This window comes from Pseudodonghicola sp. (assembly GCF_048268305.1).
Taxonomy (GTDB): Bacteria; Pseudomonadota; Alphaproteobacteria; order Rhodobacterales; family Rhodobacteraceae; genus Pseudodonghicola.
In genome coordinates this window covers 115,060-129,239 of sequence record NZ_JBLWVT010000007.1, presented here as the reverse complement: position 1 = coordinate 129,239, position 14,180 = coordinate 115,060, and the positions used below count along the sequence as shown (strand labels likewise).

14 protein-coding genes and 1 tRNA gene are annotated in these 14,180 nt (G+C 65.7%); 10 read left to right on the top strand and 5 right to left on the bottom strand.

Features of this window, described 5'->3' with window-relative positions; translation table 11 throughout:
• Positions 1–123: 123 nt before the first annotated feature.
• Complete coding sequence (locus ACN0V4_RS14245) at positions 124–1,944, bottom strand: ABC transporter transmembrane domain-containing protein (protein WP_417677217.1); 1,821 nt, start codon at positions 1,942–1,944, stop codon at positions 124–126.
• A 536-nt stretch (positions 1,945–2,480) separates the two neighbouring features.
• Here ACN0V4_RS14245 and ACN0V4_RS14240 point away from each other — a divergent pair.
• Positions 2,481–2,951, top strand: a complete 471-nt coding sequence (locus tag ACN0V4_RS14240; RefSeq protein ID WP_417677215.1) for a CoxG family protein — start codon at positions 2,481–2,483, stop codon at positions 2,949–2,951.
• A gap of 170 nt (positions 2,952–3,121) precedes the next feature.
• On the opposite strand, the gene ACN0V4_RS14235 is transcribed toward ACN0V4_RS14240, so the two are convergent.
• The 3 genes from ACN0V4_RS14235 to ACN0V4_RS14225 form a co-directional block, all read right to left on the bottom strand.
• Positions 3,122–3,664, bottom strand: coding sequence for a thermonuclease family protein (locus tag ACN0V4_RS14235; RefSeq protein WP_417677213.1), 543 nt, complete (start codon positions 3,662–3,664; stop codon positions 3,122–3,124).
• Positions 3,665–3,954: 290 nt separating this feature from the next.
• Positions 3,955–4,028: transfer RNA gene (locus ACN0V4_RS14230), tRNA-Gly, on the bottom strand.
• 396 nt (positions 4,029–4,424) lie between these two features.
• Positions 4,425–5,216 (bottom strand): IclR family transcriptional regulator, encoded by a 792-nt coding sequence (locus ACN0V4_RS14225; RefSeq protein ID WP_417677211.1) that lies wholly within the window; start codon positions 5,214–5,216, stop codon positions 4,425–4,427.
• Between the two features lie 84 nt (positions 5,217–5,300).
• Here ACN0V4_RS14225 and ACN0V4_RS14220 point away from each other — a divergent pair, with 84 nt between their 5' ends.
• Positions 5,301–6,245 carry a cupin domain-containing protein gene (locus tag ACN0V4_RS14220; protein WP_417677209.1) on the top strand — a complete coding sequence of 315 codons (945 nt, stop codon included), beginning with the start codon at positions 5,301–5,303 and terminating at the stop codon, positions 6,243–6,245.
• A gap of 157 nt (positions 6,246–6,402) precedes the next feature.
• Here the strand turns inward: ACN0V4_RS14220 and ACN0V4_RS14215 are convergent, their stop codons facing one another.
• Positions 6,403–7,548, bottom strand: a complete 1,146-nt coding sequence (locus ACN0V4_RS14215) for an FAD-dependent monooxygenase (protein ID WP_417677207.1) — start codon at positions 7,546–7,548, stop codon at positions 6,403–6,405.
• A gap of 221 nt (positions 7,549–7,769) precedes the next feature.
• On the opposite strand from ACN0V4_RS14215, the gene ACN0V4_RS14210 reads away from it, so the two are divergent.
• The 8 genes from ACN0V4_RS14210 to ACN0V4_RS14175 all read left to right on the top strand — a co-directional run bounded on the left by ACN0V4_RS14210 (position 7,770) and on the right by ACN0V4_RS14175 (position 14,167).
• Positions 7,770–8,072 carry a recombinase-like helix-turn-helix domain-containing protein gene (locus tag ACN0V4_RS14210; protein WP_417677205.1) on the top strand — a complete coding sequence of 101 codons (303 nt, stop codon included), beginning with the start codon at positions 7,770–7,772 and terminating at the stop codon, positions 8,070–8,072.
• Positions 8,062–8,832, top strand: a complete 771-nt coding sequence (locus tag ACN0V4_RS14205) for an ABC transporter ATP-binding protein (RefSeq protein WP_417677203.1) — start codon at positions 8,062–8,064, stop codon at positions 8,830–8,832. Before ACN0V4_RS14210 ends, ACN0V4_RS14205 begins: the two co-directional genes overlap by 11 nt.
• A gap of 29 nt (positions 8,833–8,861) precedes the next feature.
• Positions 8,862–9,656, top strand: a complete 795-nt coding sequence (locus ACN0V4_RS14200) for an alpha/beta fold hydrolase (RefSeq protein ID WP_417677201.1) — start codon at positions 8,862–8,864, stop codon at positions 9,654–9,656.
• Between the two features lie 43 nt (positions 9,657–9,699).
• Positions 9,700–10,674, top strand: coding sequence for an ABC transporter substrate-binding protein (locus ACN0V4_RS14195; RefSeq protein WP_417677199.1), 975 nt, complete (start codon positions 9,700–9,702; stop codon positions 10,672–10,674).
• Between the two features lie 77 nt (positions 10,675–10,751).
• A complete protein-coding gene (locus tag ACN0V4_RS14190; protein WP_417677197.1) occupies positions 10,752–11,519 on the top strand; it encodes an ABC transporter permease in 768 nt (255 codons plus the stop codon).
• A 43-nt stretch (positions 11,520–11,562) separates the two neighbouring features.
• The gene (locus tag ACN0V4_RS14185; protein WP_417677195.1) at positions 11,563–12,612 is read left to right on the top strand and encodes a Rieske 2Fe-2S domain-containing protein; all 1,050 of its coding nucleotides are present in this window, start codon (positions 11,563–11,565) and stop codon (positions 12,610–12,612) included.
• A gap of 2 nt (positions 12,613–12,614) precedes the next feature.
• Positions 12,615–13,352, top strand: coding sequence for an SDR family oxidoreductase (locus tag ACN0V4_RS14180; RefSeq protein WP_417677193.1), 738 nt, complete (start codon positions 12,615–12,617; stop codon positions 13,350–13,352).
• Positions 13,349–14,167 carry an alpha/beta fold hydrolase gene (locus tag ACN0V4_RS14175; RefSeq protein ID WP_417677191.1) on the top strand — a complete coding sequence of 273 codons (819 nt, stop codon included), beginning with the start codon at positions 13,349–13,351 and terminating at the stop codon, positions 14,165–14,167. The genes ACN0V4_RS14180 and ACN0V4_RS14175 overlap by 4 nt, the downstream gene beginning before the upstream one ends.
• Positions 14,168–14,180: the final 13 nt, after the last annotated feature.

The window sequence follows — 14,180 nt, the reverse complement described above, 5'->3', positions numbered from 1 at the left end:
AAACAGCCGGGTTTCAAGGCGATGGCCTGGGAAATCAGGCGGCCGAGGGGATGACGTCGCGCCAATCGAGACGCCCGGCGCGCCGGTTTCGCCGAGAAAATCCGGTTTGCATTGCAGAGCGCCCTACTCCGCCGCCGCCCCGTCGGTGAACTGCAGCCGCGCCAGCCGGGCATAGAGCCCGCCGCCCGCGACCAGCTCCTGGTGGCTGCCAATGTCGACGATGCGGCCAGCCTCCATCACCACGATGCGGTCGGCCTTTTTCACCGTGGCAAGCCGGTGGGCAACGATCAGCGTGGTGCGGCTCTGGCTCAGCTCGTCGACCGCCATCTGCACCGCCCGTTCGCTTTCCGCGTCGAGCGCGCTGGTCGCCTCATCGAGCAGCAGCACCGGAGCGTCGCGCAGGATGGCGCGTGCGATGGCGATCCGCTGTTTCTGCCCGCCCGAGAGCATCACGCCGCGCTCGCCCACATAGCTGTCATAGCCCTGCGGCAGCGCCACGATGAAGTCATGCGCGGCGGCGGCCATGGCAGCGGCCTCGACCTCGGCATCCGTCGCCCCGGGTCGGCCGAAGCGGATGTTTTCGCGCGCCGAGGCGGCGAAGATCACCGGGTCCTGCGGCACCAACGCGACGGCGCGGCGGAAATCGTCGCGCGCCATGTCGCGCAGGTCGATCCCGTCCAGCGTCACCCGGCCCTGATCGGGGTCGTAGAACCGCAGCGCCAACTGGATGATCGTGGTCTTGCCGGCACCCGAGGGGCCAACGAAGGCCACCGTCTCGCCCGGCCGGATATGCAGCGACACATCCGACAGCGCCGCGGTCTCGGGCCGGGCCGGATAGCGGAAGGTAACCCCCTCAAAGGCGATCTCGCCCCGCGCCGGCTGCGGCAGGGCGCGCGGCGTCGCCGGGTCCTGCACCTTGTCCACCGCATTCAGGAGTTCAACCAGACGTTCGGTGGCGCCGGCGGCGCGCTGCAGTTCGCTCCAGATTTCCGACAGCGCGGCCACCGAGCCGGCCACCAGCACCGCATAGATGACGAATTGCACCAGCATCCCGTCCGACATCACCCCGGCCCGCACATCGCGCGCGCCGATCCACAGCACCCCGACGATGCCGGTGAAGACCAGGAAGATCACGATCACCGTCAACAGCGCCCGGGTCAGGATGCGCCGCTGCGACACCTGAAAGGAGGTCTCGGTCAGTTCGCCGAAACGGGCGCGGGTGGCGGCCTCGTTGGTGAAGGCCTGCACCGTCTGCACCGCTCCCAGCGCCTCGGAGGCATTGCCCGAAGAGGCCGCGATCCAGTCCTGGTTCTCGCGGCTGACCTGGCGCAGCCGCCGGCCCAGCACCAGGATCGGCACCACCACCGCCGGCACGATCAACAGCACCAGCCCGGTCAGCTTGGCCGAGGTCAGCAGCATCAGCACCATGCCGCCGAAGAACAGCAGCATGTTCCTCAGCGCGATCGAGGCCGAGGAGCCCAGCACCGACTGGATCAGCGTGGTATCGGTGGTGATCCGGCTCAGCACCTCGCCGGTCATGATCTGTTCGAAGAACTCCGGGCTCATGCCGATCACCCGGTCGAAGACCGCCTTGCGCAGGTCGGCCACCACCCGTTCGCCCAGCTTGGTGACCAGCGCATAACGCAGCCCGGTGCCCACGGCCAGCAACCCGGCGATGCCAAGCGCGGCCAGGAAATACTGATCGAGCAACTGGGTTTCGCCGTCACGGAAGCTGTCGACCACCCGGCGCACCGCCAGCGGCAGGATCAGCGAGACCGTCGAGGTGAAGACCAGCGCCACCAGCGCCGCCATGATCAGCCCCAGATAGGGCCGCATATAGGGCCAGAGCGACCCCAGCACCCCGATCCGGCGCGACCGCGCCCGATCGGTTTCGGCCCCGGGGGCATTGACGGCGGCGGGGGTCTGGGTGGAACGGCGGGCCATGACGGGTCCTTATCTGGCTGAACTGCGGGAAAACCGGACATTGCCGCCCCGGACCGTTTCATGGCGGCGCCCGACAGGCGGGTCAAGCGCACAGTTGTCTTTGTCGGCGCGCGGCCTTCGGAACGGCAGGATCAAGGGTCATTCCCGGAGACATCCGGTCTCTCGCGTCAAGATAGCTGTGGGACAGGCGGCTTCTTCGCCCCCCCGCACGCGATCTGAACCGAACTGACGCAAGATGTCCTAAGCTACGCCGAAAGGTCCCGGACCGCCCGAAAGACGCCAGCTTGCCGAGAGCCTGAGATGACATCGCCAGCATTCACCCGGATCAGGACAAGGGAACCGATACGGCACATTCTCTCAGTGCTTCCCCGGCCCCCGCGACAGGGGCGATGAAATATGAACGTTATAATTTTCCGCGTCGCGCCCCCACGATCTGTCGCGCACAGTCATTTTTTGCAAGACTTCCGAAACGCGCCCATCGTAAATGTCATGACATGACCCAATTTGACTTTTCGAAATTCAGCTAGGTTCCGACGATGAAATTTCAGGACAGCAAGACGATCAACGCCCCAAGGGGGAGAACCTATGCGCTGTTCTGCAAGCCTCGCGTGCTCCAGCGTTGCATTCCAAAGTGCAACGGCCTGACGCAAATTTCGGAAAACCACTTCGAGGCCCGGATCGGCGTTCGCATCGCATGGCTCAACGAGGAAGTTCCCTGCGTGATCGAACTTGATACGTCGGGAAAACCGGACAAGCTTGGCATTGCGATACGCGGCCGGGGGCGACTTGCTGACCTGGCAAAAGGCGATATCATCATCATCTTCACCAGATCCTCGGAAGACAAGACCCAGCTCTCCTATGTGGTCCAGTCGCACCTGGATGGGGCGATCATGCGCTTTGGAAGCCGCCTGATCGAAAGAGAACTCAAGACGCTGACGATCAATTTCTTCAACAATTTTTCCGACGTGGTGGATCAACGCGAGGCGCAGCGCGCGGCCAAAGTCTGAGGCGAAACCGCCACTTGTGCGCGCCAGGGCAGCCACTGCGATCATGTGCTGTGGGCAAGGGGGCAGAGCCCCCGGCACCGACGGAGGCTTCCGGACAGCCTGAGCCCCCTCCGCCCCACTCCGCGCCTCTTGGACAATGATCGCGCCCTATCCTATCGGGGCGGGCGACCCTAGCGCTTGCCGCGGCGCCAGTCCCAGGGCATCACGAACTGGCTGGCCCAGACGCCCCGTTTCGCGGCCTTGGCCTCGCTCTCCCGCGAAACATAGTCCTTCCCATATTGGCGATAGGCCACCGCCCAGCCGCTTGCGACCAGCCAGGCATTGAGGTCTTCGCCCCGCTGAAAGCACTTGGCGACGAAGCGGCCGTATCGGTCCTTGTCCGTCACGCGGCATTCGACTGGAGCCTGTCCAATTTTCTCGGAGAGAGCCTTTGCGGCATCGGCGCCGCATCTCCATTCTGTCCCATCTGACAGAAGGCAGCGCTGACGGCTTTCGATTGCGTCAACGGCATGCAGCCTGATCCGCGCGCCATGGATTTCGATGGTGTCGCCGTCGATCACGCTGGCGGTTCCGGTGATCATGTGCCGTGAGGCCGCATCGGCGCCCGGAGAGGCGCCGAGGGCTGCCAGGAGGACCCCAGCGACAACACCGGGCAAGAAGGGGCGCAGACGGCTGTCGCGACGTCTGTGGAGGAGCTTGTCGAAGGGGGCCATGAAGGCAGGTTCTCTGTTCGGCGGATTGGCCGGTCGCATGGCGGGGGCATGAGCGTCTGCTCGGCGACCTCGCTCCGCCGATGACCGGCAGAGACTTTTCTGGGCGTTGCCACCCTTTGTGTGGAGGATCAAGGCTGTCCAGCGTCAGCGCGCGGGAAAAGCGCCTGTCGGGAAACCATGGCTTCAGCTTCAGCCTGTGAAGCCGCGTTTCATTTCGTGTTATCAGGGTTGGCTAGCGCAACATGTCTCCCATAAATTTGCCCAACAAAACAAATCGTTACAGGAGATACTGGAGCGGGTAGACGGAATCGAACCGACATAGCCTGCTTGGAAGGCAGGGGCTTTACCATTAAGCTATACCCGCTCGGAGCAGATGCTGACTAGGCTATGCCGCTCCGCTCGTCAAGCAGGAAGGCGTCGCGCAATCGCACCGCGTGCCAAGACGGCGCCCTCTGGGCCCTTCCCCCGGGGGAAAGGACATCGGGATGCGGGTCTGATCGCGGTCCGCCTGCCCGCCAAGCCGGGCTCGCTGCCGTACATTGATCTGGTTGATCTGGCCCGATAGCGGCTGCCTGATAATCCTCTGTCACGGATCAGGGGGGGGAGGCGCAGCCTTCCGACTGCGGGGAAGAAATTTCCGACATCCTCACCGATGGAAAGATCGCCAGCGTCTGGAAAAACAATGGGAGGGCAGCAGCCCGCCCCCCTCATCTTGCTCCGGCCCCCCGAGTCGCCGGGCCGATTTCCGACAGCCGCCGGCTCAGTCGCCGCCCAAGAGCGCCGAGATGCGATGGCCACAGGCGCGCACCGCCGCGCGCACCTCTTCCGGGATCGGGCCGCTGTCCTCGGTCCCCCTTGTCGCGTTGATCGCCGCGATCACCCGGCCCGACATGTCATGCACCGGCGCCGCGACCGAGGCGATGCCGGCCTCGAAACTGCCGATCTGCTCGACCGTCTCGGCGCCGCAGTCACGTTCCCACTGGGCGCGGATATCGGCAAAGCTGCGCCCCGGCGCGGCGCCCTGATCGCGATAAAGCGCAATCAGCGTCTGTTCGTCCACATCCCCCAGCAACACCCGCCCCATGGTGGTGACCGCCGCCGGCAGACGGCTGCCGACATGGACGATGCTGCCCATCCCCAGCCGGCTGGGGCAGCGCAGCATGTAAAGCACCCGGTCGCCATCCCGTACCCCCAGATGGGTCGACCAGTCGGTCTCGTCCCTGAGCCGTTCGATCTCGGGCAGGGCCAGCTCGACCAGTTCACGCGTCGCCATATAGCCATAGCCGAGCCGCAGCACCGCCGGCCCCAGGCTATAGGCCTTGCTGCGCGGCTCCTGCAAAAGGAAGCCCATCTGCGCCAGCGTATAGGCGGTGCGGAAGGCGGCCGAGCGGCTGAGCCCCAGTTCGCGCGCCAGATCGGCCAGCGTCATTTCCTGCCGGTCGGGCGAAAAGGCGGCCAGCGCGCGCAGCCCGCGCACCAGGCCGGGCACGATATAGCGATCCTCCAGCAGTGGATCGGCGGTATCGGGTGAGTCGGAGAGTGTTTTGTCCATAAAACGCCATATAGCCGGCAAAACGCTTTCTTGGTAGATCCGAATCCAACGACAGACCGCGCGACAGAGGAAGAGGATACCGCCATGAACGTGCAAACCCCGACCACCACCCTGGCCGATGACCTGACGGCCCATACCGGCCGCTTCACCGACAAGGTGTTCGACTGGAACGCTTTCCCCTCGAACGCCGGGTTCGAGGAACTGGCCCGCGCCCAGATGCGCTATATCGGCGCCGGCGGTTCGCCCAAGGTCGGCGACACTTCGACCCTGAAGCCCGATCACTTCACCCTGTCGCTGATCTACAAGGAACCGGGCCACTACGCCGCCTGCCACAGCCATGAGATCGAGGAAAGCTTCCTGATCATCGACGGCGCGCTGATCGTCGGCTGGGAAAAGGATGGCGAAGTGGTCGAGGTCAACCTCGGGCCGAAGGACATGATCCTGAACGCCCGCGAAATCGGCCATGGCTTCCGCGTCGACGGGGTCGAGCCGGTGATGATGTCGATCTCGGTCGATGTCGGCAAGCCGCTGCCGCCGGTCTACCACTATCACCCCAAGGAACACCCGACCGAGCTGGCCCGCACCTTTGGCGCCCTGCCCGGCAAGACCCTGAAGTTCGACCGCAACGGCAGCCACCCGCTGCAGCAGCTGATGTCGAAATATGTGGTGCGTCACCACGAACAGCCGACCATCTGGGAAGACGCCGGCTTTACCCGCAAGGTCTATGTCGGCAAAGGCGGGATCGAGAACGACACCTGCCGCAAGGAAATGTGGGGCGTGCCCAGCCGCGTCGGCGTGAAGCCCTTCGTGCGTCCGGTCGAGGATGCGCTGATGGTGCTGGAAGGCGCGCTGATCGTGGGCTGGGAAGAGAATGGCAAGATCGTGGAAACCGAACTCGGCCCGCGCGATCTGGTCAAGACGCCGGCCGGGCGCAAGCACTGGTTCCGCAACAACTCCGCCGCGCCCGCAACGGTGTGGTCGGTGATCGGCCAGTCGGACGAAGACGGCGTCAAATACGAAGCCGCCTGAAGAGACATAACGTGTGAGTGAGTGACTGGGCGCCTGCGAGGGCGCCCTTTTTTGTTAGGCGCTTTTTGTTGCGCGGTCATGCCCAGGGTCAGAGGGTCGCGCCCGGCCCGAGGGTGGGCGCGACCCGGGGCTGACGCCCCGGGGACAGGCTTTTCGCTTACGCCGCCGGCGCGGGTTCCCCCAGCGGCGCGCTCCAGGCGTGATAGCCATAGACCCAATCAGCATTGCCGCCCTGTTTCATCCAGTCGTTGGCCAGCGAGCCGCGCTGGATCGCGGCAGTGCGATCGCGGCGGCTGTCCTCATAGGCCGTCAGCGCGGCGGGCACATCCTCTGCCCCCGCGTCCAGCGCCCGGGCCAGCACGATCGCATCCTCGATCGCCATGCAGGCGCCCTGCGCCATGAAGGGCACCATCGGATGCGCGGCATCGCCCAGCAGCGTCACCCGCCCCCTGGACCATTGCGGCATCGGCTCGCGGATATGCAGCGCCGATTGCATCACCTCGCCGCAGGCCGCCAGCAGCGCCCGCGCCTCGGGATGGAAATCGGCATAGGCCGCGCGCAGTTCCTCGATATCGCCGGGCAGGGTCCAGCCCTCTTCGCCCCAACCGTCCTGACCGGTGGTGGCGAAGACAAAGATTTCCTCGCCCCGGGTCAGCGGGAAGGTGACGATCTGGCGGGTCGCCTCAGGCCCCCACCACTTGGTGAAACTGTCGAGGTTCGCCGCCCCCTCGAGCGCGGCGCGCGGCACCACCGCCCGCCAGGAGACCAGGCCGGAGAATTTTGGCGCATCGGGCCCGAACAGCGCGGTGCGGATCACCGAATGGATGCCATCGGCACCGATCACCACATCGGCCTCGACCCGGGTGCCATCCTCGAGGATCAGGACGGCCCCCTCGGCCCCCTGCTCCACCCCGGCGACACCGGCGCCGAAATGCATCGTCCCCGGCGCCAGCGCCTCCTGCAGCGCGCCCAGCAGATCGGCACGGTGAATGGCGAGCTGAGGTGCGCCGTATTTCTCTTCCGCCGCGGCGGACATCGGCAGGCGCGAGGTTTCGCGGCCGTCGTCCCACATCCGGCTGATGCGGAATTCCGACCGGGCGCCGGTGGCGCGCAACGCCTCACCCAGGCCCAACCCGTCCAGCGCATGCACCGCATTGGGCGTCAGGTTCACATCGGCACCGATTCGACCGAAGGCGCCCGCCTTCTCATAGATCGCCACCTCATGCCCCTTTGCCTGCAGGGCCAAAGCCGTGGTCATCCCCCCGACGCCGCCGCCAGCGACAGCGATTCTCAGTTTCTTCATCCCCAAACCCCCTTCAGTTGCGAGACTCATGATGTGTTCAATATTTAACGCTGTGTTCTTATGCGAATTGTTGGGATCACAGCGGCAATTGTCAATGCGGCCTGTCCGGACAGGTCGAGGTCCCGAAATTTTCTTGACTCGAAGGGCGGGCTTGCTTCAATCTAATTTTTGAACAGACTGTTTATATTTGAACAGATCGCTGCAGCATGGAGGCTAGACACATGGACGCATTCAAGGACAGGCTGTCGGAACGGGCCCGCGACACCAGCCGCCCCGACCTGGCGCATCAATGCCAGGGCCGCCCGCTGACCGAGGCCGAGGTCGCATTCGCCGAGGCGCTGATGGCCATCTATGGCGCCGGCACCCATGACTATACCGCCGTCGCCGCCGCCCTGGCCGAACGCGCCCTGCCCGCACCGATGTCGGGCCGCACCGACTGGACCGAGGCGCTGCTGGCCGAGGAGCTGACCGCCATCAACGCCGACCTCGACGCCGCCTATGAGGCCAACGGCTATGGCGCTTGAGTTCCGATCGGTCACCAAGACCTTCCCCACCACCGCCGGCGGCGAGATGACCGCCGTGTCGGACGTCAGCTTTCGCGTGGACAAGGGCGAATTCGTCTCGGTGGTCGGCCCCTCGGGCTGCGGCAAGTCGACCATCCTGTCGATGACCGCCGGCCTTTATCAGCCCACCCGGGGTGAAGTTCTGGTCAGCGAGCAGCCGGTGCACGGGCCGAACGCCCATGTCGGCTTCATGCTGCAGAAGGATCTGCTGCTGCCCTGGCGCGATATCATCTCGAACATCGAATTCGGGCTCGAGGCGCGTGGCGTCTCCAAGGCTGACCGCCGCGCCCGCGCCATGCAAGAGCTGAAGGCCTGCCATCTGGCCGGCTTTGAGAACCACTATCCCTATCAGCTCTCGGGCGGCATGCGGCAACGCGCGGCGCTGGCGCGTACCCTGGCGATCGACCCCGAGATCATCCTCCTGGACGAACCCTTCTCGGCGCTCGACGCACAGACCAAGCTGCTGCTGCAGAACGCCTTCGCCAAGACCATCACCGAGGCCGGCAAGACCACGCTCCTGATCACCCACGATCTGGCCGAGGCAGTGCTGATGTCCGACCGCATCCTGGTGCTGAGCGAGCGCCCCGGCACCATCATCGCCGAGATCAAGGTCGACCTGCCGCACCGCGACGAACCGATCAAGCGGCGGATCCTGCCGGAGGTGAGCGACTATGCCGCCCAGCTCTTCAAATACCTGAAGCTCGAAGAAAAAGCAGCCTGACACAGATCGGGCGACAGGGAGCAACACATATGAAGAAGGCCTTGATCAACTCTCTCGCAGCGGCGGCGACCGCTGTGCTGTCCGCCTCGGCCGTGGCGGCGCAGAGCGAGCATTTCGTCCTGGTCCATGGCGCCTGGCATGTCGCCGATGCCTGGGACGGGGTAATCGCGGAGCTGGAAAAGCGGGGCTATACCGCCGAGGCCGTCAGGCTGCCGGGTTATGGCAAGGAGGTCGACCGCGCATCGGTCACCTTCGACGAGATCGAGACCGCTCTGGTCAATGCGGTCTCCGCCTATGACGGCCATGTGGTCCTGGTCGGCCATTCCGCTGCCGGCGTGCTGCTGCAGCAGGCTGCGGGCAAGGTCGCGGACAAGCTCGATGCCGTGGTGTTCCACGATGCCTTCCTGGTGCCGGACGGCACCTCGCTGTTCCAGGCGCTGCCGCCCGATCTCGGCAAGCTGTTCGCCGAAGCCGCGGCCGCCTCGCCCGACAACAGCCTGCCGGTAGACGAAGGCTTCTGGCGCCATGTCCTGCTGGCCGGCGTTCCCGAGGCGGAAGCCAGCCGGATCATCGACACCATGGTGCCGCAGCCGTTCAGCTACTACACCCACAAGCTCGATGCCGCATCCTTCGCCGATGTCACGGCGCCGAAATTCGTCCTTCTGGCCACCGATGACGCCTCGCTCCCGCAGGGGGCATGGCAGGGCATGGCCACGTGGCTCGGCGATTTCGACACCATCGAAATTCCCGGCGGGCACGAGGTTCTGCTGACCGATCCTGCCGTGGTGGCAGACGGGCTGACCCAGATCGCAGACAAGCTGTAACGCCCCCCGAGACAGAAAAACCAAGATCCCAACGGAGGTTTTCATGAAGTTCAAGATCGTCAACACCATCGCCGCCGCAGCCCTGGCGCTGTCAGCGACCGCCGCGATGGCGACCGAGAAGGTCACCTATCTGTTCCCGGCGCCCGACTTCCTGCCGGCCTTCGCGCCGTTCCAGATCGCCAAGGGCAAGGGCTATTTCGACGAAGCCGGCCTTGACGTGACCTTCCAGGTCGGCAAGGGCGGCGCCGACGTGGCAACCCAGGTCGCCGTGGGCAACGCCGATCTGGGCGGCGGCATCGGCGACACCCCGATCATCGTGCGCGCCAACGGGCTCGACATCCGCGGCGTGGCGCTGCTGGGCGGGCGCGGCCTGACCCAACTGGCCTGGCGCAAGGACAGCGGCATCACCGGCCCGGCCGACTTCAAGGGCAAGTCGATCGGCGTGCTCGCCTTCCAGGACACCACCTATTACAACCTGCTGGGCGCGCTGGCCTCGGTCGGGCTGACCAAGAACGACGTCGACATCCAGGCGGTCGGCCCGGGCGGCATCATCCAGCTGACCATCGCCGGCAAGCTTGACGGTTTCTCCGGCGTGCCGGAATGGATCGCCGCCATCCAGGGCGCCGGCGTCGCGCTGGAGCAACAGCCGGTCGACACCATCTTCCCGGCCATGGCGCAGGCGATCATCGCCTCGGACAAGACCATCAAGGAGCGTCCCGAAGTGGTCCGCGGCGTCGTTCAGGGCGTGCTCAAAGCGATCAAGGACATCGAGGCCGACCCGGCCCAGGCCGCCAAGGATTACATCTCCTTCGTGCCGCAGCACTCCGGCAAGGAAGCCGAGATCGAAAGCATCCTGCGCGCCTATGCCACGCTGGTCTATCCGGCCGCCGAGAACCAGCCGCTGGGCTCTTTCGACCCGGCCCGGATCGCCGCCGTGCAAAAGTTCTATGTCGATGCCGGCCTGGTGAACACCGCCGTCCCGGTGGATGAGCTTTACACCAACGACTTCGTGAAATGACCGACGCAACTGCAACCTCGGCCGGGGCAAAAGCCCCGGCCACCCCTCAAGGACGGGCGAAAGCCGGGAGAACGCGCATGGACCGCAGCAAAAGCACCACTATCGCAAGCCTCGGGCTGCTCGCCCTCGTGCTGCTGGCCTGGCAATACCTGCCGCCGGCGCTGGACGTGCCGAAATACATCATCCCCACGCTGACCGACTGCCTGGTCGAGATGAAGCGCATGTGGCTTTACGAAAAGCTGATGTCGAACACCCTGTCGACCGCGCTCTACACCGTGCTGGGCTTTGCCATCGGCAGCCTGCTGGGCGCTATCCTGGGCTATCTCCTGGGCATGTCGGTTTTCTGGGAAAAGGTGCTCTCGCCCTATATCTTGGCGCTGCAGATCGCGCCCAAGGTCGCCTTTGCGCCGCTTTTCATCATGTGGTTCGGCTATAATGCCATGCCCAAGATGCTGGTGACGGTGCTGATCGTCTTCTTCCCGGTCCTGGTCAACGTGTTGCAGGCGATGCGCACCGTCGACCGCGATCTGGTCAACCTGGCGCGCGCCTATAACCTCAGCCGCCTCGGCATCTTCTGGAAGGTCGAGATGCCCTCGACCCTTCCGAACCTGATGGCCGGCCTGCGCATCGCCTCCACCCTCGCGGTGATCGGCATTACCGTGGGCGAGTTGATCGGCGGCAACACCGGGCTTGGCTATCTGATTTCCTACGGCGGCGGTCAGGCCAATGCCGCGATGGTCTTCAACGCCATCATCCTGCTGACCGTGATCGGGTTCCTGCTCTACACCGTGCTCCAGCACATCGAAGAGCGTGTCCTGCACTATCTTCCCAAGGCGCAGCACTAAGCCGCCACACAGCTATTCGAACGATATCCCAAGGGAGAAAGCCATGACTGCCATCGACAAGAAAGCCTTGATCGAGAAACGGGTGAACGAAGGCCTGCGCGGCCAGTGGTATCCGGTGTGCAAATCGGTCGAGGTCAAGACCTCAAGCCCCTATGGCACCAAGCTTCTGGGCGAAAAGATCGTCCTGTGGCGCGACGGCGCCGGCAAGCTGCGCTGCATCGAGGATTTCTGCCCCCACCGGGGCGCGCCGCTGAGTTATGGCGAGCTGCACGAGGGCAATATCGCCTGCCGGTATCACGGCGTGGTGGTGGATGGCGACGGCGTCGTGGTCAGCGTGCCGGCGATGCCGGAATGCGCGCTGGAAGGCCGCAAGGCGCTGAAATCCTATCCGGTCACCGAAGCCTATGACGCGGTCTTCGTCTATGTTCCCTCTGTCGACCAACCCGAAGCGCCCGAGCTGATGCTGCCCGCCGTCATGCGTGACGAAGAGAACTGGGCCGGCTTCCTCTGCACCTCGGTCTGGGAGGCGAACTATCGCTATGCGCTCGACAACCTCGCCGACCCGATGCACGGCTGCTATCTGCACGCCGAAAGCTTCACCCTGGCCTATGGGTCGAAGCAGGATCTGATGCAGCTCGACAAGACCGACAACGGCTTCCGCATCGAGCGCGTCGGCCAGACCGGCGAGAACTTCGACTGGACCGAATTCGAGGTCTATCCGGGCGACATGTTCTGCTTCCTCGAGATCCCCTATCCGCCGGCCGCCGGCCCGGGCGGCGTGTTCCGCATCATCGGCTTTGTCACGCCGATGGACGAACATACCACCAGGGTGTTCTTCTGGCGCATGCGCGAAGTGAAGGGGCTGGCCCGCGACAGCTGGCGGTTCCTCTATCGCGCCAAGATGGAAAAGACCCATTGGGACGTGCTGGAGCAGGACCGCGTCATGCTGGAAGGCATGCCCGACGACGCCCGCAAGCGCGAAATGCTCTATCAGCACGACCTGGGCATCACCCGCCTGCGTCAGATCCTGACCCGCGCCGCCAAGGCGCAGATCGAATCCGAGCTGAAACAGCAGAACGTCGCGGCGGAATGAGCATGCTGAAGGATCGCAACATCCTGCTGACCGGGGCGGCCCGGGGCCTGGGGGCGGAGATCGCCCGCAGCCTCGCCGCCCATGGCGCCCGGCTGATCGTCGCCGATATCGCCGAGGACGAGGGGCGCGCCACCGCCCTTGAGGTGGGAGCAGAGTTCCTGCCCGTCGATCTGGCCGATCCGGCCTCGATCGCGGCGCTCGGCGCCGCGGTCTCGGACAAGACCGGCGGCGCGCTGCACGGCCTGGTCAACAACGGGGCCATCGCCACCGGGATCGGCGGCATTCCCTTCGAGAAGATCGAGATCGACAGCTGGGATCTGGTGCATCGCGTCAACGTGCGCGGCACCTGGCTGATGACCCGCGCCTGTGCGCCGATGCTGCGCGCCTCGGGCTCCGGCCGGGTGGTCAACGTCGCCTCGGACACCGCGCTCTGGGGCGCGCCGAACCTGCTGTCCTATACCGCCAGCAAGGGCGCCGTGATGGCGATGACCCGGTCGCTGTCGCGCGAACTCGGCCCCGACCGCGTCGGCATCACCGCCGTGGCGCCGGGCATCCTGACCACACCCTCGACCGATTATGTCCCCGAGGCGCGCCACCGGCTCTATTCCGAAGGTCGCGCGGTTCCCGGACCGCAGGCACCGGGCGAGATCACCGATGTGATCGCCTTCCTTCTGAGTGAAGGCGCGCTGACGCTGACCGGCCAGACCCTGCCGGTCAACAACGGCTTCGTGTTCAAATGACCGGCTGGAGCGCGCATAAGGCGGCTGGCATCAGCTATCTCGAACGCCCCGGCACCGGGCCGGTGCTGGTGCTGCTGCACGGCATCGGATCGCGCGCGGCCTCGTTCACGCCGCTGCTGCCGCATCTGCCCGCCGAGTATCGGGTGATCGCCTGGAACGCGCCCGGCTATGGCGACAGCGATCCGCTGGATCAGGACTGGCCGGTGGCGGCGGATTATGCCCGTGCGCTCGACCGCTTCCTGGATCAGGTGGTGCCCGAAGGGCAGGTCATGCTGCTGGGCCATTCGCTGGGCGCGCTGATGGCGGCGAGTTTCGCCGCCGCCCGGCGCGACCGGGTGTCCCGGCTGATCTTCGCCTCGCCGGCGCTTGGCCACGGCATGGCGCGCGGCGGCACGCTCAGCGCCGCGGCGCAATCGCGGATCGACGATCTGGAACGTCAGGGCGCCGAGGCCTTCGCCGCCGCCCGCGCCGCGCGCCTGGTCCATGACCCCGAGGCCAACCCCGAGATCGTCGCCCTGGTGCGCTCTGCCATGTCGCAGGTGAAACTGCCGGGCTATGCCCAGGCGGCGCGGATGCTGGCCTCGGGCCGGCTGCTCGACGATGCCGAACGGCTGTCGGTGCCCACCGACGTGATCGTCGGCGCCGAGGATCGGGTGACCCCGCCCGAAGGCGCCGAACGCGCCCATGCCGCCCTGCCCCGCGCCATGCGCGGCCGCCTCACCCTGCTGCCCGAGGCCGGGCACGCGATCTATCAACAGGCCCCCGCCCGGTTCGCCGCCGCGCTGGAGCTGTCACCCGTCCCCGCCGCCCTTTAAGGCCCGGACCCGG

What these genes read in the sequence shown, in the direction of transcription:
- ACN0V4_RS14205 (WP_417677203.1), top strand. Translation starts at nt 8,062, where the DNA reads ATGGCGCTTGAGTTCCGATCGGTCACCAAGACCTTCCCCACCACCGCC.
- ACN0V4_RS14235 (WP_417677213.1), bottom strand. Translation starts at nt 3,664, where the DNA reads ATGGCCCCCTTCGACAAGCTCCTCCACAGACGTCGCGACAGCCGTCTG.
- ACN0V4_RS14190 (WP_417677197.1), top strand. Translation starts at nt 10,752, where the DNA reads ATGGACCGCAGCAAAAGCACCACTATCGCAAGCCTCGGGCTGCTCGCC.
- ACN0V4_RS14220 (WP_417677209.1), top strand. Translation starts at nt 5,301, where the DNA reads ATGAACGTGCAAACCCCGACCACCACCCTGGCCGATGACCTGACGGCC.
- ACN0V4_RS14245 (WP_417677217.1), bottom strand. Translation starts at nt 1,944, where the DNA reads ATGGCCCGCCGTTCCACCCAGACCCCCGCCGCCGTCAATGCCCCCGGG.
- ACN0V4_RS14180 (WP_417677193.1), top strand. Translation starts at nt 12,615, where the DNA reads ATGCTGAAGGATCGCAACATCCTGCTGACCGGGGCGGCCCGGGGCCTG.
- ACN0V4_RS14200 (WP_417677201.1), top strand. Translation starts at nt 8,862, where the DNA reads ATGAAGAAGGCCTTGATCAACTCTCTCGCAGCGGCGGCGACCGCTGTG.
- ACN0V4_RS14225 (WP_417677211.1), bottom strand. Translation starts at nt 5,216, where the DNA reads ATGGACAAAACACTCTCCGACTCACCCGATACCGCCGATCCACTGCTG.
- ACN0V4_RS14185 (WP_417677195.1), top strand. Translation starts at nt 11,563, where the DNA reads ATGACTGCCATCGACAAGAAAGCCTTGATCGAGAAACGGGTGAACGAA.
- ACN0V4_RS14210 (WP_417677205.1), top strand. Translation starts at nt 7,770, where the DNA reads ATGGACGCATTCAAGGACAGGCTGTCGGAACGGGCCCGCGACACCAGC.
- ACN0V4_RS14215 (WP_417677207.1), bottom strand. Translation starts at nt 7,548, where the DNA reads ATGAAGAAACTGAGAATCGCTGTCGCTGGCGGCGGCGTCGGGGGGATG.
- ACN0V4_RS14195 (WP_417677199.1), top strand. Translation starts at nt 9,700, where the DNA reads ATGAAGTTCAAGATCGTCAACACCATCGCCGCCGCAGCCCTGGCGCTG.
- ACN0V4_RS14240 (WP_417677215.1), top strand. Translation starts at nt 2,481, where the DNA reads ATGAAATTTCAGGACAGCAAGACGATCAACGCCCCAAGGGGGAGAACC.
- ACN0V4_RS14175 (WP_417677191.1), top strand. Translation starts at nt 13,349, where the DNA reads ATGACCGGCTGGAGCGCGCATAAGGCGGCTGGCATCAGCTATCTCGAA.